The organism is Mycobacterium sp. (assembly GCF_032159775.1).
Lineage (GTDB): Bacteria > Actinomycetota > Actinomycetes > Mycobacteriales > Mycobacteriaceae > Mycobacterium.
Map to the genome: position 1 here is coordinate 16,122 of NZ_JAVHWK010000021.1, position 15,994 is coordinate 32,115.

The following is a 15,994-nucleotide window of genomic DNA, read 5'->3' on the forward strand; positions in this document are numbered from 1 at the left end:
ACACCGGGCCGCTTCGCGCCCGGCTATCGAACGGCCTACCTGAGCGCCGCTGCGATGGCGTCGCGGGCTCGGTCGAGCATCGACGCGAACGGTCCGACGGCGAAGTTCAGCTTGGCCGACTCCACACCGGGGTGGGGACGCGTCGGCGCAATCGCCTCCGCGGCAAGCACGGCCTTCGCCATCCGGTTGAGGTCGTCGGCATCCAGCTCGCGCTCCAACCGGGTGAACTCCTCGAGTTCTTCACGCTCAGCGTGATCGAGCACCGAGCCTCGGAAGAGCGTCAACTCGTCGAGGAACTCCTTGGAGCTGATGTCCATCGCCTCGAGCGCCGACAGGTGTTCCTTGGCGTCGTGCTCCTCGAGGAGACGTGCGTCGACGATGAGGTCCCCGCCGTCCACCTGCTGGCGGACCCTTGGGTGAACAACCATTTCCTCGGCGGTCTCGTGCACCGCGAGGAGTTGGCGCAGTTCGGTGAAGGCCTTGCGGCGCGCGTCATCAGTCGACGCCGAGAACACCTCTTCGAACATGTCCTTGATCAAGTTGTGCTGGCCTTTGAGGAATTTGACGACGTCATCGGTCGACTGAACAAATGTTTCAACCACAGCAATATCTCCCGAGTAATTCGGTTGGGTTTGGACGGCGCGATGGGCTGCGCGCCTATGCAGTGGTTACCCGACTCGCGCATCACTAACCCTTGAGCTTGGCCTGCAACCGCATGTTCACCGGTTCGGGCAGCAGCTCAGATACGTTTCCGCCCATCGACGCCACCTCCTTGGCCAGCGACGACGACACGAAGGAGTACTTCGGCGTGGTGGCGACGAAGAATGTGTCCACCCCGGCGATGTGCTTGTTCATCTGAGCCATCTGCAACTCGTATTCAAAATCGGTTCCGGTGCGCAGCCCCTTGACGATCGCGGTCAGTCCGCGGGTCTTCACGAAGTCGACGACCAGGCCCTGGCCCGACTCCACCCGGAGATTCGGCAGATGTGCAGTCGACTCCTCGATCATCGCGATGCGCTCGTCGAGGTCGAACATGCCCTTTTTGTTCGGGTTGACCAGCACGGCGACCACGACCTCGTCGAACTGGGCGGCCGCGCGCTCGAAGATGTCGATATGGCCGAGGGTCACCGGGTCGAAGGATCCCGGGCATACCGCGCCGCTCATGGCTGACGACGGTATCAGGGCTGCTCAGGTCCTTTCTTGCGCCGCGCTGGGGCGACGTCGAGAACCGCCATCTCGAGGCGGGTGTCGCCGTAGCGGCGGGCCTGCCACTGCTGCCAGCCGTCCGGCCAGGTCAGATCCGGCCCGGATGCGGCGCGCTCGACGACGACGACGCTGCCCTCGGCCGTCCAGCCGTATCCGTTCAGCGCCGTCAGCATCTCGTTCACCTCCGCCTCACTCACCTCATAGGGCGGGTCGGCGAGAACCAGGTCGACGGGTGCCGCGGCGCCCGCCGCGAGCACCGACGCGACCGTGCCGCGACGCAGCGTGGCTCCGGTAGCCCCGAGGGTCTTGATGTTCTTGTCGATCACCGCCGCGGCCCGCTGGTCGGATTCGACGAACACCGCACTGGCTGCCCCGCGGGACATCGCCTCGAGCCCGAGCGCGCCCGAGCCGGCATAAAGATCGAGCACCGATGCGCCGTGCAGGTCCATGCGGGCGACCAGCACATTGAACAGCGACTCGCGCACCCGGTCGGTCGTCGGGCGGGTGCCGCGCGCGGGCACCGCGATGCGCCGCCCGCCGTGGACGCCTGCGACGATGCGGGTCAGCTGACCACCACCAGTAGGTCGCCGCCCTCGACCTGCGCAGTCTCGGATACGGCGATGCGGTTGACGGTCCCGGCCTTCGGGGCGGTGATGGCCGCTTCCATCTTCATCGCCTCGATAGTGGCGATGGTCTGACCGGCGTCGACCTTGTCGCCGGAGGCGACCGCAACGGTGACCACACCGGCGAACGGCGCGGCGACGTGGTCGGGATTGGCGCGGTCGGCCTTCTCCGCGGTGGGCACCTCGCTGGCGATGCTGGCGTCGCGCACCATGACCGGCCGCAGTTGACCGTTGAGGATGCACATCACCGTGCGCATGCCGCGTTCGTCGGGATCGGAGATCGCCTCGAGCCCGATCAGCAGTTCGACGCCGCGCTCGAGCTTGACGCGGTGCTCGTCTCCACGCCGCAGACCGTAGAAGAATTGGTTGGCCGACAGGCTCGACGTGTCGCCGTACTGGTCGCGGTGCGCGTCGAATTCCTTTGTGGGACCGGGAAACAGCAGACGGTTCAACTCTGCCTGACGCTTGGGGCCCGCGTCCGCGAGCGCCGCCTCATCGTCGGGGGTGAGCTCCTGGGTGGGCTTGGCAGGCGGCCGACCCGCCAGGGCCTTGGTTCGCAGTGGCTCCGGCCAGCCACCTGGCGGGTCACCCAACTCGCCGCGCAAAAACTCGATGACCGAGTCCGGAATGTCGAATCGAGCTGGGTCGGCGGCGAACTCGTCGGCGGTCACACCGGCCCCGACCAATGACAGAGCGAGGTCGCCGACCACCTTCGATGACGGCGTCACCTTCACCAAACGGCCGAGGATGCGGTCGGCGGCGGCGTAGTTCTCCTCGATCTGCTCGAACCGGTCCCCCAGTCCGAGCGCGATGGCCTGTTGGCGCAGGTTGCTCAGTTGACCGCCGGGGATCTCATGGCGATACACGCGTCCCGTCGGCGCCGGTAGCCCGGATTCGAACGGCGCGTACACCTTTCGCAGCGCCTCCCAGTACGGCTCCAGTTCGCACACCGCAGCGAGCGAAAGGCCGGTGTCGTATTCGGTGTGTGCGGCGGCCGCCACTATCGAGGACATCGCGGGCTGACTGGTGGTGCCCGCCAGTGGCGCGGCGGCGCCGTCGACGGCGCTGGCGCCTGCCTGCCAGGCTGAGAGATAGGTGGCCAGCTGACCGCCGGGAGTGTCATGTGTGTGTACATGCACCGGAAGGTCGAACCGGCTGCGAAGGGCGCCGACCAACGCCGCGGCGGCCTGCGGGCGCAGCAGCCCCGCCATGTCCTTGATCGCCAGCACATGCGCGCCGGCGTCGACGATCTGCTCGGCGAGCTTGAGGTAGTAGTCCAGTGTGTACAGGTTCTCGCCGGGATCCGACAGGTCACCCGTGTAGCTCATCGCGACTTCGGCTATCGCCGTGCCTGTTTCGCGCACGGCGTCGATCGCGGGACGCATCGACTCGACGTTGTTCAACGCATCGAAGATGCGGTAGATGTCGATTCCGGTGGCCGTCGCTTCCTCGACGAACGCGGTGGTGACCAGCTCCGGGTACGGGGTGTAGCCGACGGTGTTGCGTCCGCGCAGCAGCATCTGCAGGCAAATGTTCGGTACCGCCTCCCGTAGGGCGGCCAGCCGCTCCCACGGGTCTTCCTTCAAAAACCTCAGCGCCACATCATAAGTCGCGCCGCCCCAGCATTCGATCGACAACAGCTGCGGCGTCATCCTGGCGACGTAGGGCGCCACCATCAGCAGCCCGTTGGTGCGCACCCGCGTCGCCAGCAGCGACTGATGGGCGTCGCGGAACGTTGTGTCGGTGACACCGACGGCCGCCGAATCCCGCATCCACCGCGCGAACCCCTCCGGACCTGCCTCGGTCAGCTTTTGCTTGCTGCCGGGCGGCGCTGGGGTCGTCAGATCGATGTCCGGCAGCTTGTCATGCGGATACACGGTGGACGTACGTGGGCCGTGCGGCTGGTTCACCGTCACATCGGCCAGGTAGTTCAGGATCTTGGTGCCGCGGTCGGCGGGTGTGCGCGCGGTCAGCAGGTAGGGCCGCTGATCGATGAACGACGTGGTGACCCGGCCCGCCCGGAAATCGGGATCGTTGACCACCGCCATCAGGAACGGGATGTTCGTCGACACACCCCTGATCCGGAACTCGGCCAGCGCGCGCCGGGCGCGGGCGATGGCCGCGGAGAAGTCGCGTCCACGACAGGTGAGTTTGACCAGCATCGAGTCGAAGTGCGCGCTGATCTCGGCGCCGAGGTTGGTGCCGCCGTCCAGCCGGATTCCCGCGCCGCCTGGGCTGCGGTAGCCGGTGATGCGGCCGGTGTCGGGACGGAAGCCGTTGGCCGGGTCCTCGGTGGTGATCCGGCACTGCAAGGCCGCGCCGTGGACGGTCAACGTCTCCTGCGACAGCCCCAGCTCCTCGAGCGTCTCGCCGTCGGCGATACGCATCTGGCTGGCGACCAGGTCGACGTCGGTGATTTCCTCGGTGACGGTGTGTTCGACCTGGATCCGCGGGTTCATCTCGATGAACACGTGGTGGCCACGCTCGTCGAGCAGAAACTCCACGGTGCCCGCATAGGAGTAGTTGATCTGACGGGAGAACGCGACGGCGTCGGCGCAGATCTTGTCCCGCAGCTCCTCGGGCAGATTCGGCGCGGGCGCCAGCTCGATGACCTTCTGATGGCGGCGCTGCACACTGCAGTCGCGTTCGAACAGGTGCATGACATTGCCGTGCCGGTCGGCGAGGATCTGAACTTCGATGTGTCGCGGGTTGAGCACCGCCTGCTCGAGGTAGACCATCGGGTCGCCGAATGCCGACTCGGCCTCCCGGCTGGCCGCCTCGATCGCCTCAGGCAGCGCGGCGGCTTCGGTCACCCGGCGCATGCCGCGGCCGCCACCTCCCGACACCGCCTTCACAAACAGCGGGAACTCCATCTCGGCGGCAGCGCTGACCAGTTCGTCGACCGACGCCGAGGGCGCCGATGACGTCAGCACCGGCAGCCCCGCAGACCTCGCGGCGGCGATGGCGCGCGCCTTGTTGCCGGTCAGCTCCAGCACATCAGCACCGGGCCCGACAAAGGTGATGCCTGCCTCCGCGCAGGCCGCAGCCAGATCTGGATTCTCCGAGAGGAACCCGTATCCCGGGTAGACCGCGTCGCAGCCGGCCTGTTGCGCGACCCGGATGATTTCGTCGACCGACAGGTATGCGCGAACCGGGTGGCCGGTCTCCCCGATCTGGTACGACTCGTCGGCCTTCAGCCGGTGCTGGGAGTTGCGGTCCTCGTAGGGATAGACCGCGACGGTGGTGATCCCCATCTCGTAGGCGGCGCGAAAAGCACGGATCGCAATCTCGCCGCGGTTGGCGACCAGGATTTTCGAGATCACCCGCGTACCCTAACGCCGACTCGCTGGGCGGCGGTTAGATCAGCGTCGACCAGTAGTTCCAGAACCGCACCAGGATCATCAGGACCAGCGCGGTGAACCACAGCGTGACCAGCGACCAGCGCCACTGGTGAACGACCCGCGCCACTCCGCTCTCCAGTCGTGGCGCCAGCGCGATGGACGCCACCACGACGAGCAGCGGGACGGTGACCCCCCAGACCACCATGCAGTAGGGGCACAGCGCGCCGATGCGGTACAGGCTCTGGAAGATCAGCCAGTGGATGAACCCGACCCCGAGCAGCGTGCCGACCGCCAGCCCACCCCAATACCAGCGCGGCAGGCGGACTTTGGCGACCGCCAGCACGCCGGTGACGACCACGATGGTGAAGGAGACGATGCCGATGAGCGGGTTCGGGAAGCCGAACGCGGACGCCTGCGGCGTGATCATCACCGAGCCGCAGGACAGCACCGGGTTGATGCTGCATGAGGGCACGTAATCGGGATTGATCAGAATCTCGATCTTCTCGACCGTCAGCGTTAGAGCCGCGGCCAGGCCGACAGCGCCGGCGATCAGCACCCACACCGCGCTCGGGGTGCGCACCTCGACGCCCCGCCGCGCCTCGCCGGTCGCGGGCTCGGCCGGGCTGTCGGCGGTGACGGTCATGGCGCGCCCGGCGGCGCGGTGGGAGTCGGGGCTTCGGGCTTGGACATCAGGCCGGGCACGTCACCGACGATCGCCTTGATCTGGGCTACCAGATCGTCGGGCGTCGACGTGCCGACGTCGAACTCCTGGCCGTTGATCTTGACCGTCGGGGTGGACTGGATTCCGGATGCGCTCGCAAGGCCCTCGACCATCGAGACGTACTTGCCTTTGTTGATGCAGTCCGGCACGGTACCGCCGGCGCCTGCCTGCCTGGCGATCTCGATCAACCGGGCGTCATCGGGGAAGCTGGCGCCGGTTTCTCCCGGCTGCTGCGCGTACAGCGCGGCGTGGAAGCGACGGAACGCGTCCTTCGATTCGTCGGCGACACAGTAGGCGGCAGCGCCGGCGCGCGACGAGTAGTTCGCGTTGCTCGGCGAATCGAGGATGGCGACCATGTTGTAGTCCGCCTGGATGGCTCCGCTGTCGATGAGCTGATTGATCGTCGGTCCGAACTTCTGCTCGAATTCGCCGCAGTGCGGGCACAGGAAGTCCTCGTAGAGCGACACCACGGCCTTGGGTTCGGTGCCGCCCTCCTTGGTGATGAGCTTGCTCGACGACACCTGGATCGACTTGGTTTCGCCGGCCTCCGGTTTCTTGTGCGCGCCCATCACGATGTAGAGCACCAACCCGACGCCGAGCAGCACGACGATCGCGGTCAAACCAACCTGAATGAACAGGTTGCGCCTGCGATCGGCGGCGTTGAGGTCGTAGCGGGCGTTCTTCTTGGAATTCGTGGCCACGCGGTCAAGGGTACCGGCGAGGGTTTCCCGCTTGGTCAGCTGCGGCTCAGATGGGCGCGCAGAATCGAAATGATCTCGAAGGTCGCCGTCATGGCACCGCCACCCAGGCCGAAGAAATTGGGGAAGGCGTGGATCAGAGAGCCGAACTCCCGTGCGTCCACGGTGTTACCCGCTGCACGCAGTGCCTCGGCGTACATGCGGCCCTCATCGCGCAGCGGGTCGAAGCCCGCGGTGACGAGAATGCTGGGCGGCAGCCCCGACAGGTCGTCGGCCAGCAGGGGTGACACCCGGGGATCGGTCGGGTCGACGCCCGAGCCCCCGACGTACTTGTCCTGAGCGAAGTCCATGTCCCAGCGGCGGAGGAAGAATCCGTCGGCGAACAGACCCATCGACCGGGTCCGGCCGGCGAAGTTGGTGATCGGATACAGCAACAACTGCAGTAGGGGCGACGGCACGACTTCGTCGCGAGCACGCAGCGCCACCACCGCAGCGAGGTTGCCGCCTGCGCTGTCCCCGCCGACGGCGACCCTGTCGGGATCGGCGCCGAGTTCGGCGGCGTGCTCGCGCGCCCACAGGTACGCCGCGTACGCATCGTCGACGGCTGCGGGCGCCTTGTGCTCGGGCGCAAGCCGATAGTCGACGAACAGCACGTGTACGCCTGCCCGCTGGCAGATCACCTCGCACAGGTTGCCGTGCGTTTCGTAGCCGCCTTCGACGAAGCCACCGCCGTGGTAGTAGACGAGCAGCGGCGCCCCGTCATCGCCCGCCGAGCGGATGTGTAGCGCGGGGATGTCACCGCCGGGCCCTGGCACCGAGACCTCGGTCAATGTCACGTCGGCTTTCACCCGGGGGAACTGCGCCCCCAGCGCATTCAGGCGCCTGCGTGCAGTCGCAACGTCCTCGCTGAGAATGAGCCCTTCACGGCCAGAGACGCGCGAAGCCGCCAGCATCAGTTGCAACGTCGTATCCAAGGTGTTGCCGTCGATGGTGATCGAATGGCCGCCCAGCAAAAGGCGCTTGAGCCGATTGGGCGCCCGGGAGATCGCGTGCAGTGTCGGCGCGCCCACGACCTTCTGCAGCCTGTCCCGCACGTCGGGCGGCAACGGCGCGCTTTTCGCGCCGGAGGACGTCTCAGGTCGCCCTGGCAGACTTCCAGTCATGGCTTCTCCCTTGATAAAGCTGAACGACGGTAACGCGATCCCTGCGGTCGGACTCGGCGTTTTCCAGACGCCTCCCGAGGAGACGGTACGAGCCGTGGCCACCGCGCTGGACGCGGGCTACCGGCATGTCGACACCGCCTCCATCTATGGCAACGAGTCCGAGGTCGGCCAGGCAATCGCCGAATCCGGAGTCTCCCGCGACGACGTCTTCATCACGACGAAGCTCTGGAATGCCGACCAGGGATACGAGAGCACACTGGCCGCGTTCGACGCCAGCCTCAAGCGCCTCGCCATCGACCGTCTCGACCTGTACCTCATCCATTGGCCGACACCGGCCAGGAACACCTACGTCGACACCTTCAAGGCGTTCGCCCATCTGCACGACCAGGGGCGGGTCTCGTCGATCGGGGTGAGCAACTTCGAGCCGGAGCACCTGCGAATGCTGATCGACGCAACCGGGATCGTTCCCGCCGTCAACCAGGTGGAGTTGAATCCCCGGCTGCAGCAGGAGGAGCTGCGCGAAGTCCATGCTCAACTCGGCGTGGCCACCGAGGCGTGGGCGCCATTGGGCCAGGGAGCACTGCTGGACGACCCGACCGTGACCGCGGTCGCCGACGCGCACGGAAAAACGCCTGCACAGGTACTGATTAGGTGGCATATCCAGCTCGGCAATATAGTCATCCCGAAGTCGGTGACCCCCGAGCGGATTGTGAGCAACTTCGACGTGTTCGATTTCGAGCTGACCGAGCAGGACATGTCGTCCATCTCGTCGCTCGGCGACGGAACTCGGCTCGGTCCCGACCCACGGACCTTCAACTAACCTTCAACAAGGCAGGGATAGGTGACATGACGTCGGCGGCTGCAATTCCTTCCGTCACTCTCAACGACGACCACACGATGCCGGTGATCGGCCTCGGGGTCGGTGAGCTCTCGGACGCCGAGACAGAGGCGGCGGTGTCGGCGGCGCTCGAGGCGGGTTACCGATTGATCGACACCGCGGCGGCGTACGGCAACGAGGCCGCGGTCGGACGTGCCATCGCCTCGTCGGGCGTGCCGCGCGAGGAGCTGTTCGTCACCACCAAGCTGGCCACCGAGGACCAGGGGTTCCAGTCATCACAGGATGCGCTGGCGGCGAGCCTGGAACGCCTCGGCCTGGACTACGTCGATCTCTATCTGATCCACTGGCCCGCCGGCGAGCAGGGCAAATACATCGACAGCTGGGGCGGGCTGCTGGCTTGCCGGGGGGTGGGCCAAACCCGGTCTATCGGCGTGGCCAATTTCCACGAGGAGCACCTTTCGAACATCGTCGACCTGTCCTACGTGCCGCCTGTCGTCAACCAGATCGAGCTGCACCCGCTGCTCAACCAGGCCGCACTGCGCGCCGTGAACACCGCCCGCGATGTCGTCACGGAGGCCTACGGCCCGCTGGGCGTCGGCCGGCTCCTCGACAACCCCACGATCGTCTCGGTCGCCGAGACGCACGGTAAGACGCCTGCGCAGGTGTTGATCCGGTGGAGCATCCAGCTCGGCAACGTGGTCATTCCTCGGTCGTCGTCGCCGGAGCGGGTGAAGTCGAACCTCGAGGTGTTCGACTTCGAGCTGACCGACGACGAGATGGCCACCCTCAACGGATTGGACGACGGGACGCGGTTCCGGCCGGATCCCGAAACCTACACCGGCACTTAGGTTTCCAGGTAAGCGGTAATCGTACGGTCTGCTCGACTACCAGAGGTCGCCGTCGCGCCAGTCGCATATCAAGGGCGCAGAATCTAGGAACCGGCGGCTGGCGCCGGTGTTCGGGAAAACGAAGATCCGATCGGCCGGGTCGTAGGTGTCGAGCAACCCGTCGGGCGTGTCTGCGCGCGTGGGACCGGTCCAGGGATGCCAGCCACGAGCGGCGTAAAACGGCGCGGCGCTTTCGACCGCGTTGAGTGCGCCGAGCTCGTGATGATCGCGGATGATCGCTTCCGCGTGATTCATCACCAGACTTCCAAGACCGCGACCCTGCTGATCGGGATGAACGGCGACGCTCTCGACGTAACCGGTGGCGAACGCGTCACTGCCATAGCGCAAGGTGCGGGTCACTACCGACGCGTGAGCAAGCACCTCGTCTTCCTCGGTGATCAACACGTGCACGCCGTCGACGCCGTGCAGCCAGTCGTGGGTGCGGAAGCTCTCCCCGAATGCGGAGCGGACCAACGCCTCAGCGGTATCCAAATCGTCTTGCCCCAGAGCGCCGGGCCGGGCGATCACCACGCTCAACACACGAACCAGAGTGTCACGCTGACAATACGATTCCGGCACGACGCGCCCGCATCCCGTCGACGTCCGAATCGTCAATGCGTCGGGCACGTTCCGGCTGCTTCATGAAGAACCGCCGCCGACGGCGCATCGACAGCCAGACCGTAACCGCGCAGCACCGCACTGAACTGGACGGCGTACTGACAGCGGAACGCCACGTTCGGCGGCATCCACAGGGCGGGTTCGGAATCTCCCTTGTCCTGGTTTGCCTTTCCCTCGACCGCGATCAGATTAGCCGGGTCGTTGGCGAAACGTAGCCGCACGTCATCGCGCCAGTTGCGGGCACCGAGGTCCCACGCCAGCGCCAACGGGACGATGTGATCGATCTGTACGGACGCACCGGTCTTGTTACCGCGAACGAACATTACGGTGGCGTTGGTGTACGGGTCGTGCAGTGTGCCCGTGCCGATCGCATCCGGACATCGTGTGATCGACACGTAGGTCTTGTCCACCAGGTCGCGATCGAGAATGTCGTTGCGAGTGTCGCAGCCGTTGTGCCCGCCGGGCGCAGGGTTGTCGTCGGTCCACGATTCGCCGAATGCCTCACGGCGGTAGTCGGATCCGCGGACGCGCAGCGGGATCTGCGATATCTCGGCGAGGACGTCGACACCCGGCGCGACGGCGGGGGCATGCGCCTGAGCGGCGAGTGACGCGGCTCGCTGCGCCGACGCGACCGTCTGACAGGCGACCACGATGGCCAGTGTCACCGCCACAGCGAGCATCGCCAGCTGCTTGCGGCTCATGTCTTGTCCAGGTATTCGACGCGTTCTGTATCGGTGAATTCGGCTGCCAGAAGCGCCAATCCAGGGTCGGTGGGCTCGTTCTGATAGCGCGCCTGGCAGAAGTCACGGGCGGTCTCGATGATCTCGCGGTGGTCGAACAGCGACAGAAAGCGCAGCGTGATGGGTCGACCGGATTGGCTGTATCCCAGCACGTCTCCCTCGCGGCGCTCCTTGAGGTCGAGGTCTGCCAGTTCGAATCCGTCCAGCGTGCCCGCCACCGCCTTGAGCCGTTCGCCAGCCTTGGAGCCTTCCGGCAGCCGGGTCGCGAGCAGACACAGGCTGGCGTGCTCGCCGCGGCCGATACGGCCACGCAACTGGTGCAGCTGGCTGATGCCGAATCGGTCGGCGTCCATCACGAACATCACCGTCGCGTTGGGTACGTCCACACCAACCTCGATGACGGTGGTACACACCAGAACATCGACCTCACCGGCGCGGAACGCCGCCATCACGGCATCCTTTTCGTCGGCTGGCAGCCGGCCGTGCATCAGGCCGAGCCGCAGTCCGGACAGCGGCCCGTGACGAAGATGCTCGAGCAACTCGACGACGGTGGTTGCCGGTGGTCCGGCGTCCTTGCCGTCGGCCTTGTCGCTCTCGTCGATGCGCGAAGCGACGACGTAAGCCTGCCGGCCCGCGTGCACCTCCTCGGTGATGCGCGCCCACGCCCGGTCCAGCCACGAGCGCTTCTCGGAGATGAAGATCGCATTGGTCGCGATCGGCTGGCGGCCGCGCGGCAGTTCACGCAGTGTCGACGTTTCGAGATCGCCGTAGACGGTCAGCGCCACGGTGCGCGGAATCGGGGTGGCGGTCATTACCAGCAGGTGCGGTGTCAGGCCTTCGGGCGCCTTGGCGCGCAGTCGATCTCGCTGTTCGACACCGAACCGATGCTGCTCGTCGACCACGACCATGCCGAGGTTCTGGAAATCGACGGCGTCCTGCAGCAGCGCATGCGTGCCGATGACGATCCCCGCCTCACCGGCGGCGACCTCTTCGCGTACCCGCTTCTTCTGCGGCGCTGACATCGATCCGGTCAGCAGTGCCACCCGCGTCGCGTTCTCGACACCGCCGAGCTGACCGGCCATCGCCAACGGACCGAGGACATCGCGCACCGAGCGGGCATGTTGGGCGGCAAGCACTTCCGTCGGTGCGAGTAGTGCGCACTGGTAGCCCGCATCGACCATCTGCAGCATGGCCAACACTGAGACGATTGTCTTCCCGGAGCCGACCTCGCCCTGCAACATCCGGTTCATCGGGCGGGTGGTGGCGAGCTCGGCACTAAGCGTCTCGAGCACTTCTCGTTGACCGGCTGTCAGCTCGAACGGCAGCCGCTCCATGAACGCCGCAAGCAGACCGCCGTCCATCCTCGGCGCCTCCGGACCCGACGCGCCGAGCTGGCTGTTCCTGCGCGCCGCCAGCGCCCACTGCAGCCCGATCGCCTCGTCGTACGTCAGGCGCCGTTGCGCGCGTTCACGGTCAGTTGCGCTCTCGGCCACGTGAATATCACGAAGCGCACGGTCCTCGGAAATCAGATTATGTTCGTGTCGAAAGTGTTCCGGAAGCATCTCCGGAATGGGATCGAGCACGTCGAGGACCTGGCGGACGCAGGCATAGATGTCCCAGCTCTGCACCTTCGCGCTGGCGGGGTAGATCGGGAAGAAGTCTCGCTCAAAACCTGAGAGTTCCAAGTCTCCGTCGCTGGTTCTGGATGTTTCCGCGATCTTCGCCAGAGACCGAGATCCCTTGCCGGAATTCAGGATCAGAAAGGCGGGATGCGTCAGTTGCATCGTTCCCCTGAAGTATCCGACCTCGCCCGACAGCATGACCCGGATGCCCGTGGTCAGCCCTTTCTTGATGTATTTCGCATTGAAGAAGGTCGCGGTCACCTTGGGTCGGCGATCCCCGAGGGTGATAACAAGATACTCACGCTTGGGCTTCCGATTAGTCCACCGCACCTCGGCCTTGGTAATGGTGTCGACAAAGGTGATGTGCTCACCTTCCTCAGGCGGTTCGCTGTCCTCGCCGAGCACGGTGGTGCCCGTGCTGTACTTACGCGGGTAGTGCCGAAGCAGGTCGTTGACCGCCCGGATGCCGAAATGCTGCTCGAGGGGACCGGCCGCCTTCTCACCGATGACGAAGTCGAGCCGGTCAGTTAGCGCAACCACCTACTCGACCCCAATCAACAGCGCGTCTCCTCGATGGCCGGTGTGGTAGGTCACCAACTCGGCGCCCAGATGCTGACGGTGCACGTGTTCGGAAAGCGCTTCGCCCACACCGGGATCCACGTCGGCGCCGCTGAGCACGGTGACCAGCTCGCCGCCCGCGACGAGAAGCAGGTCGATCAGCCCCGCTCCTGCGGCGGTGATGTCCTCAGCGACGATCAGCACTTCGTCACCCGCGATGCCAAGGCCGTCGCCGGGCGCACAGGCGCCCGCCCACGTCAATGCCTCCTCGGTCGCTCGCCGAACCGAACCGTGCCGGGCACCCGCCGCCGCGCGCGCCATGGTGTAGCCGTCGTCGACTGCCTCCCGGTCGGCATCGTGAACCGCCAGTGCCGCCAGCCCCTGCACCATCGAACCCGCGGGCACCGGAACAACGTCGATGCCCCAGCCGATCGCCGCGGTGCACCCTGCAACCAACTCCTCGGCCGCGACGAAGCCGTTGGGCAACACCATGATCTGGGCGGCGCCCGCGTCGACGAGGCCCCGCAGCAGCTGTTTGGCGGTCACCGCGGACGTCGGGTCGGTCGCAATGGGGTCGGGCCGCAGGACGTCGGCACCCTCGCCTGCGAACAGCTCGGCAGCTCCGTCTCCGTCGACGACAGCCAGCACGGCGCGTTCGCGCGTCCAGCCGCCGGGTGCGTGCGCTGCGCGCCCCGCGAGCGACGTCACCTGGATCCGGCTCGGTGTCCCGAACGACAGCGCCGCCTCGATGGCGCCGCCCGCATCGTCGGAATGCACATGCACCGAGTAACAACCGCCGCCGCCGGACGCCGCTGCCGCGATGGCGACCGAATCGCCGATTTTGTCGAGACGTTGACGGAGGTGCTCGACACCGTCGGGCCTGCAGCCGGTCAGCAGATACATCACCTCGAACCGCGGGCCGGGTGCGGCGACGGTAGCGCTGATCTCTGGCGATGCCGCCACGTACTCCTTGCGGGCGGCCGGTGCCGCCACATACTCCTTGCGGACAGGCGCATGACCGGACACGGTTTTGCAGAGGGCGTCGAGTAACACCAGCAGGCCCCTGCCGCCGGCGTCGACGACGCCCGCGTCGGCGAGCACGTCGAGCTGCGAGGGGGTCTTGTCCAGCGCTGTCGCCGCCGCGTCCGCAGCGGCCGTCACCACCCCGTCGAGTTCGGTGTTCTCGGCGACGGCGCCCTCGGCCGCTTCGGCCGCCGCCTGCAGAACCGACACGATGGTTCCCGGCACCGATTCGCCCATGGACGCCACGACCAGGCCGACCGCATGCCGCAGCGTCGCCGCAAGGACGGCGCCGTCGACGTCGGTCAGTTCGCCGCCCCGCTCGGCGGAGGCTTCGGCGGCCACGTCGCCCAGGCCGCGCAGGATCTGCGAAAGGATCACCCCGGAGTTGCCCCTGGCACCGTGCAGCGCACCGTCGGCCAGTGCCGCGGTCACGGCGGCGACGTCGCCACCGGTCCCGGCGTCCGCCTTTGCCCAGGCTGCACGCATGGTGAAGAGCATGTTGGTGCCCGTGTCGGCGTCGGGCACGGGGAAGACGTTCAGCCGGTTGATCTCGTCGGTATGCGTGATCAGGTCACCTACCGCGGTGTGGGCCCAGTCACGCAGGGCAGATGCGTCCAGCCGCCGACCAGAACCGGCCATCCCTCACCCGCCCTCCACGCGATAATGGAACCCCCAGGTGGGCGCCAGCCTATCCATTGAGCGCGACATCCCCGGTCACATCGACCGGCTGGTCGGCAGCCGGTGGACAGCGTTTTGGCGTTCGGTTTGCGGCCCGGTATCCTGGTCAGGTTGTCGGGTCGAACCGTGGTCGGTTCACAAGAATTGATAAGACCCCGAAGCACTGAGTCAAGGAGTTCTCGATATGGCTGCCGTCTGCGATATCTGCGGGAAAGGCCCCGGCTTCGGCAAGTCGGTCTCGCACTCCCATCGCCGGACAAGCCGTCGTTGGAATCCGAACATCCAGAGTGTGCACGCCGTGACCCGTCCCGGCGGTAACAAGAAGCGCATCAACGTCTGCACGTCCTGCATCAAGGCGGGCAAGGTCACCCGCGGCTAGACCCGCGATTCAGGGCAGCCGCCAGTCGACCGGCTCGGCGCCCATCTGTTCGAGTAGTTCATTGGCGCGGCTGAACGGCCGTGAGCCGAAGAACCCCCGCGACGCCGACAGCGGCGAGGGATGCGCCGACTCGATCGCCACGCAGTCGCTCCCTCCGAGCATCGGCTTCAGCGTGGATGCGTCGCGACCCCACAGGACCGCGACCATCGGCTGCGACCGTGCCACCAACGCGCGTATCGCACACTCGGTGACGGCCTCCCAGCCCTTCCCGCGATGAGACGCCGGGGTGCCCGGCCGAACGGTCAGCACCCTGTTGAGCAGCATCACGCCGCGCTCGGCCCACGGCGTGAGATCGCCGGTGGCTGGTGCGGGATAACCGAGATCGGTGCCGTACTCCTTATAGATATTCTCCAGGCTGCGCGGCAGCGGCCGCACGTCGGGGGCGACCGAGAAGCTCAGTCCAACCGCGTGCCCTGGCGTCGGATAGGGGTCCTGCCCCACGATCAGCACCCGCACCTGGTCGAACGGAAAAGTGAAGGCGCGCAACACGTTCTGTCCGGCAGGCAAATAGTGCTGGCCGGCCGCGATCTCCGCCCGCAGGAATTCCCCCATGTGCGCGACCGCACCGGCGACGGGTTCCAGCGCGCGCGCCCAGCCCTCATCGACCAACTCATTCAGGTGGCGTGCGGTCACGAGAGATGAACCTAGCGGCTCGGCTCAATCAAATGACTGCCAGCCCGGACTTCCGTGCCACTCGCCGCCGTCGACCAACACTCGCGGCGGCCCGTCGAGCACCGTTCCGATCACTCGCCATCCCCGCGGCGGTGTGCCGGAAAACGTCGCGACCAGCGCGTGGTCTTCCCCGCCGCCGAGCACCCAGGTCCACGCGTCGACGTCTG

15 protein-coding genes and 1 pseudogene are annotated in these 15,994 nt (G+C 66.5%); 3 read left to right on the forward strand and 13 right to left on the reverse strand.

What is annotated here, in order from left to right; genetic code table 11:
* Nucleotides 1–35: 35 nt before the first annotated feature.
* From QOJ24_RS02155 to QOJ24_RS02185, 7 genes are all read right to left on the reverse strand, one after another.
* Nucleotides 36–602: a hemerythrin domain-containing protein gene (locus tag QOJ24_RS02155; protein ID WP_526258648.1), complete on the reverse strand. Its 567-nt coding sequence runs from the start codon at nucleotides 600–602 to the stop codon at nucleotides 36–38.
* 85 nt (nucleotides 603–687) lie between these two features.
* The gene (gene coaD / locus QOJ24_RS02160) at nucleotides 688–1,164 is read right to left on the reverse strand and encodes a pantetheine-phosphate adenylyltransferase (RefSeq protein ID WP_526258650.1); all 477 of its coding nucleotides are present in this window, start codon (nucleotides 1,162–1,164) and stop codon (nucleotides 688–690) included.
* Nucleotides 1,165–1,178: 14 nt separating this feature from the next.
* Entirely contained in the window at nucleotides 1,179–1,772 is a 594-nt protein-coding gene (gene rsmD / locus QOJ24_RS02165) for a 16S rRNA (guanine(966)-N(2))-methyltransferase RsmD (RefSeq protein ID WP_526258676.1), read from the reverse strand.
* Nucleotides 1,769–5,152, reverse strand: a complete 3,384-nt coding sequence (locus tag QOJ24_RS02170) for a pyruvate carboxylase (RefSeq protein WP_526258651.1) — start codon at nucleotides 5,150–5,152, stop codon at nucleotides 1,769–1,771. Before QOJ24_RS02170 ends, rsmD begins: the two co-directional genes overlap by 4 nt.
* 34 nt (nucleotides 5,153–5,186) lie before the next feature.
* On the reverse strand, nucleotides 5,187–5,813 hold the full coding sequence (locus QOJ24_RS02175) for a vitamin K epoxide reductase family protein (protein ID WP_526258653.1): 627 nt from the start codon (nucleotides 5,811–5,813) through the stop codon (nucleotides 5,187–5,189).
* Entirely contained in the window at nucleotides 5,810–6,592 is a 783-nt protein-coding gene (locus tag QOJ24_RS02180) for a DsbA family protein (protein ID WP_526258655.1), read from the reverse strand. The genes QOJ24_RS02175 and QOJ24_RS02180 overlap by 4 nt, the downstream gene beginning before the upstream one ends.
* 35 nt (nucleotides 6,593–6,627) lie before the next feature.
* Nucleotides 6,628–7,752, reverse strand: coding sequence for an alpha/beta hydrolase (locus QOJ24_RS02185; protein WP_526258657.1), 1,125 nt, complete (start codon nucleotides 7,750–7,752; stop codon nucleotides 6,628–6,630).
* Between QOJ24_RS02185 and QOJ24_RS02190 the strand changes: the two genes are divergently transcribed.
* Together QOJ24_RS02190 and QOJ24_RS02195 are read left to right on the forward strand one after the other, a co-directional pair.
* Nucleotides 7,751–8,572: an aldo/keto reductase gene (locus QOJ24_RS02190; RefSeq protein WP_526258659.1), complete on the forward strand. Its 822-nt coding sequence runs from the start codon at nucleotides 7,751–7,753 to the stop codon at nucleotides 8,570–8,572. The genes QOJ24_RS02185 and QOJ24_RS02190 overlap by 2 nt on opposite strands.
* Before the next feature lie 26 nt (nucleotides 8,573–8,598).
* Nucleotides 8,599–9,438, forward strand: coding sequence for an aldo/keto reductase (locus tag QOJ24_RS02195; protein WP_526258661.1), 840 nt, complete (start codon nucleotides 8,599–8,601; stop codon nucleotides 9,436–9,438).
* 36 nt (nucleotides 9,439–9,474) lie between these two features.
* Here QOJ24_RS02195 and QOJ24_RS02200 read toward each other — a convergent pair whose 3' ends face one another.
* The 4 genes from QOJ24_RS02200 to fakA all read right to left on the reverse strand — a co-directional run bounded on the left by QOJ24_RS02200 (nucleotide 9,475) and on the right by fakA (nucleotide 14,677).
* Nucleotides 9,475–10,017, reverse strand: coding sequence for a GNAT family N-acetyltransferase (locus QOJ24_RS02200; protein ID WP_526258663.1), 543 nt, complete (start codon nucleotides 10,015–10,017; stop codon nucleotides 9,475–9,477).
* Between the two features lie 71 nt (nucleotides 10,018–10,088).
* Complete coding sequence (locus tag QOJ24_RS02205) at nucleotides 10,089–10,796, reverse strand: GmrSD restriction endonuclease domain-containing protein (RefSeq protein ID WP_526258665.1); 708 nt, start codon at nucleotides 10,794–10,796, stop codon at nucleotides 10,089–10,091.
* Nucleotides 10,793–12,997, reverse strand: coding sequence for an ATP-dependent DNA helicase RecG (gene recG, locus QOJ24_RS02210; RefSeq protein WP_526258667.1), 2,205 nt, complete (start codon nucleotides 12,995–12,997; stop codon nucleotides 10,793–10,795). The genes QOJ24_RS02205 and recG overlap by 4 nt, the downstream gene beginning before the upstream one ends.
* Nucleotides 12,998–14,677 (reverse strand): fatty acid kinase ATP-binding subunit FakA, encoded by a 1,680-nt coding sequence (fakA, locus tag QOJ24_RS02215; protein ID WP_526258669.1) that lies wholly within the window; start codon nucleotides 14,675–14,677, stop codon nucleotides 12,998–13,000. It lies immediately after the preceding gene.
* Between the two features lie 223 nt (nucleotides 14,678–14,900).
* On the opposite strand from fakA, the gene rpmB reads away from it, so the two are divergent.
* Nucleotides 14,901–15,095, forward strand: coding sequence for a 50S ribosomal protein L28 (gene rpmB, locus QOJ24_RS02220; protein ID WP_526258671.1), 195 nt, complete (start codon nucleotides 14,901–14,903; stop codon nucleotides 15,093–15,095).
* Between the two features lie 9 nt (nucleotides 15,096–15,104).
* Here rpmB and QOJ24_RS02225 read toward each other — a convergent pair whose 3' ends face one another.
* Both QOJ24_RS02225 and QOJ24_RS02230 read right to left on the reverse strand, forming a co-directional pair.
* On the reverse strand, nucleotides 15,105–15,788 hold the full coding sequence (locus tag QOJ24_RS02225; protein WP_526258673.1) for a uracil-DNA glycosylase: 684 nt from the start codon (nucleotides 15,786–15,788) through the stop codon (nucleotides 15,105–15,107).
* 24 nt (nucleotides 15,789–15,812) lie between these two features.
* Nucleotides 15,813–15,994, reverse strand: a pseudogene (locus tag QOJ24_RS02230) (thiamine-phosphate kinase); the annotation flags it as partial.

Excerpts from the sequence above, each read along its gene's own strand:
- QOJ24_RS02190 (WP_526258659.1), top strand. The coding sequence starts at position 7,751 with ATGGCTTCTCCCTTGATAAAGCTGAACGACGGTAACGCGATCCCTGCG.
- QOJ24_RS02205 (WP_526258665.1), bottom strand. The coding sequence starts at position 10,796 with ATGAGCCGCAAGCAGCTGGCGATGCTCGCTGTGGCGGTGACACTGGCC.
- coaD (WP_526258650.1), bottom strand. The coding sequence starts at position 1,164 with ATGAGCGGCGCGGTATGCCCGGGATCCTTCGACCCGGTGACCCTCGGC.
- QOJ24_RS02175 (WP_526258653.1), bottom strand. The coding sequence starts at position 5,813 with ATGACCGTCACCGCCGACAGCCCGGCCGAGCCCGCGACCGGCGAGGCG.
- QOJ24_RS02185 (WP_526258657.1), bottom strand. The coding sequence starts at position 7,752 with ATGACTGGAAGTCTGCCAGGGCGACCTGAGACGTCCTCCGGCGCGAAA.
- rpmB (WP_526258671.1), top strand. The coding sequence starts at position 14,901 with ATGGCTGCCGTCTGCGATATCTGCGGGAAAGGCCCCGGCTTCGGCAAG.
- fakA (WP_526258669.1), bottom strand. The coding sequence starts at position 14,677 with ATGGCCGGTTCTGGTCGGCGGCTGGACGCATCTGCCCTGCGTGACTGG.
- QOJ24_RS02195 (WP_526258661.1), top strand. The coding sequence starts at position 8,599 with ATGACGTCGGCGGCTGCAATTCCTTCCGTCACTCTCAACGACGACCAC.